Origin of the sequence: Vibrio sp. V42_P2S4T144, from assembly GCF_009904715.1 — a bacterium.
Classification (GTDB): domain Bacteria; phylum Pseudomonadota; class Gammaproteobacteria; order Enterobacterales; family Vibrionaceae; genus Vibrio; species Vibrio alginolyticus.
Window position 1 is genome coordinate 1 of record NZ_WXWS01000595.1, and the last position, 2,802, is coordinate 2,802.

Annotated in this window: 3 protein-coding genes and 1 pseudogene; 1 reads left to right on the plus strand and 3 read right to left on the minus strand. The window is 45.5% G+C overall.

All coding sequences use genetic code 11. The annotated features are described in order from the left end of the window. Positions 1-110, plus strand: a pseudogene (locus CAG68_RS22435) (vitamin B12 ABC transporter ATP-binding protein BtuD); the annotation flags it as partial. A 69-nt stretch (positions 111-179) separates the two neighbouring features. On the opposite strand, the gene CAG68_RS19560 reads toward CAG68_RS22435, so the two are convergent. The 3 genes from CAG68_RS19560 to CAG68_RS19570 form a co-directional block, all read right to left on the minus strand. After that, complete coding sequence (locus tag CAG68_RS19560; protein WP_005377875.1) at positions 180-755, minus strand: nucleoside triphosphate pyrophosphohydrolase family protein; 576 nt, start codon at positions 753-755, stop codon at positions 180-182. A 109-nt stretch (positions 756-864) separates the two neighbouring features. Continuing rightward, entirely contained in the window at positions 865-1,437 is a 573-nt protein-coding gene (locus CAG68_RS19565; RefSeq protein ID WP_025766766.1) for a DUF1415 domain-containing protein, read from the minus strand. A gap of 89 nt (positions 1,438-1,526) precedes the next feature. Next, on the minus strand, positions 1,527-2,750 hold the full coding sequence (locus CAG68_RS19570) for an MFS transporter (protein ID WP_085569556.1): 1,224 nt from the start codon (positions 2,748-2,750) through the stop codon (positions 1,527-1,529). Positions 2,751-2,802 lie beyond the last annotated feature (52 nt).

The following is a 2,802-nucleotide window of genomic DNA, read 5'->3' on the forward strand; positions in this document are numbered from 1 at the left end:
CATCAGGAAATGCCGATACTGTGCTAACGGAAGAAGCTCTCGGGGAAGTGTTCAATACTCAAGTCAAAAAGGTCATCGTAGATGAGCAACCTTATTTAATCTTTGATTAGTATTTAGGGACAACAAAAAACGACCTACTTGAGGTCGTTTTTTTTAATCGAGATAGCCAAACTCAACGCTTATTGAGTTAACGGTTTTAGATCTGCTGGGCGGTAGTAAACAGATTTGAGTACTTTGCCTTTACGAATGGTTTTACCTTCCGATACGAAATCTTCGGCGCATTTCGCGATGATGTATTCACCTTTCTGCACCGCCATCAACTTGATGCCTTGTTCCGCGTAGAATGCTTCTGTTTCTGAGTACTCTTGCTCGTTACGGCATACTTTGCTCATGTTGCTTGAATGGACTTCATCCCAGCAAGGAATAAATTCGATACCACGGTTTACCGCAACGTTTAATAGAAGATCAATTAAGTAGCTGATCGCCAGGTTGTCTTCTACTTTGCTGTGGCCAAGATGAACGAGACGGCCCATTAATACATACACGCTGTCTACGATGGCATCTGCTTGCTCAGTTTTACAATCTGCTTCTGCTAGCTCTGTTAGCTCTTCGATCGCCAAAGAGGTGTGTAGTGTGTCTGCTTGCGTATCAAGGCTTGCAGCGTCTGCGACTGGTAAGTCGAACGTACTACGGAACTCGGTGATATCACGGTATAAGTGATCAAAAATCTCTTGGGTTAGCTTTGACAGTTGCATTCTAATTTCCATTGAATCGATTGAAGCGGCAATGATACCAAACCGCACTTTGAACCCCAAGGGCATTGCATCTAACTGGTGATAAATCTGCCTTTGGGAATGGTGGTGCTTAACGAAATAGGTAAGGGAACAGCTTTTTACGTTCTTCCTCTGAAAGGGCGGAAACACGAGCGATGTTCGTATCGGGAATGGATTCAGGATCAGGATAGTGTTTTAGTACCTTTTCCATACTCTCTTCGCGAATCAAATGGAAGATCGGGTAAGGAGAACGATTGGTTAGGTTTTCGTCGTCTTCAGGCCTTGCGCCGCCAAAACAGTAATCAGGATGGAAAGTCGCTACTTGGAAAACACCTTCCCAGTTTTGCTGCTTAATTAATCCTTCAACCCAATCTATGCAAAAGTTGTAGTCCCAGAAATCTTGTAGCATGTTGGGAACCACAACCAACGTGGTCTCAAGTTGTTCGGGTTCTGTGTTACTCAGCTCAATCAGCTGCAATAAAATATCTTCTAGAAGCGCTTCTTCTTGAGTCGCTTCACTAACAAAGATTTTGATTTGTTTATTACGTTGCGGCTTGGCAGCAAATGGACAAAGGTTGAGACCGATTACTACATCGTTGAGCCATTGATCGACCTGTTGAGTGATCGCTTCGATATCTGTGTTTTGTGTTGAACGCGTTGACATACGACTTTCTGGTTTTTATTAAAGTAGCGCAAGCATAGCAGAGTTGGTTATCCAAGTAACCAGAGAGGTATTACGCAAATGAGCGTACCTTAGCTACTCTTTAAACTCGCAGCGTCAGGTGTTTGGTCAGTATGCTTTCTTTTGGCAATGTGTTTCAAATACGCAATTGCAGCAAACATCGCTAGGTAGACTGCGCTTCCTCCCATAAGAACACTCGACCAACCACCATGTTGCCAACAATAAAGAAGTAAGAATCCTCCTAAGCTACCGCCTACGTAGTAGTGTACTAAGTAGAGCGCTGTCGCGGTGGCTTTGGCGCGAGTGGCGTTCTGACCGACCCAACCGTAGGCGAGGGTATGAGTAAAGAAGGCACCAAAACTTATCAGCAACAACCCAAATAGCATTGCAGTCAAGCTTTCAACCGCCGCAATCCACATCCCCGCCATGCTCACTATCGCGCCTAAGAACATACCGAGGATTGATGAATAACGTTTACTCCAGTGGCCTGCGCAACGAGAGGAGAAAGTCCCTCCCAAGTAACAAATAAAGATCAGTGAGGCCAACCCGACGGGCACATTGTGAGGTTCACTCACCAGACGGAAACCCATGACGGAGTAAAGGTTGACGAACAAAGCAAAGTTGAGTCCTCCTATCAGCATTGCGAACCACACGCGTTGGTTTTTAAAATGACCAATAAGCGCACGATTTTGATGGCGCAAGCTGCTTGATGACGGGGTGAAGTTGCGCTGTGTTGGCAATAAATAGTGAACGCCAATGACACCAAGAAGAGTGAACACCATCATAACTTCAATGGCGACATCAACACTGAAATTGTCCGCCAATAAGCCGCCGCTAATACGCCCTGCAATACCGCCTAATGAGTTAGCCGCAATGTACGTTCCAATTGCCATCGAGAAAGCGTGCTTGTCGAGCTCTTCTGCCATGTAAGCCACGGCGACTGCAGCAAAAGCTGCGAGCGCGACACCGATCAGTGCTCGACATACCACCAAAAACAGAAATGAGTCACCAAATAGCATCAAAGCGGAAAGGGTAGGAATCGAAAACAGACCAGCCATCATGACTGGCTTTCTTCCCACTGATTCTGACAACACAGCCATTGGAACGAGGCTAAAAGAGAGAGCGAGTGTTGAGGCCGCAAATAACCAGTTCACTTGCGTTTCTGAGATCGTGAAAATTTGAGCAAAAGTGGGCAGCATTGGCTGTAGTAGGTATAAATTTGAAAAAACCAAGAAGGAACCAAGCGCTAGCGAGAGCGTAATGCGTTTGTATTCCGGTGTGCCAAAACTGACCATGAATCCTGCCTAATGTGAGCAAATGGAGAGACTGTGATCAATCTATCAGTTC

Excerpts from the sequence above, each read along its gene's own strand:
- CAG68_RS19560 (WP_005377875.1), bottom strand. The coding sequence starts at position 755 with ATGCAACTGTCAAAGCTAACCCAAGAGATTTTTGATCACTTATACCGT.
- CAG68_RS19565 (WP_025766766.1), bottom strand. The coding sequence starts at position 1,437 with ATGTCAACGCGTTCAACACAAAACACAGATATCGAAGCGATCACTCAA.
- CAG68_RS19570 (WP_085569556.1), bottom strand. The coding sequence starts at position 2,750 with ATGGTCAGTTTTGGCACACCGGAATACAAACGCATTACGCTCTCGCTA.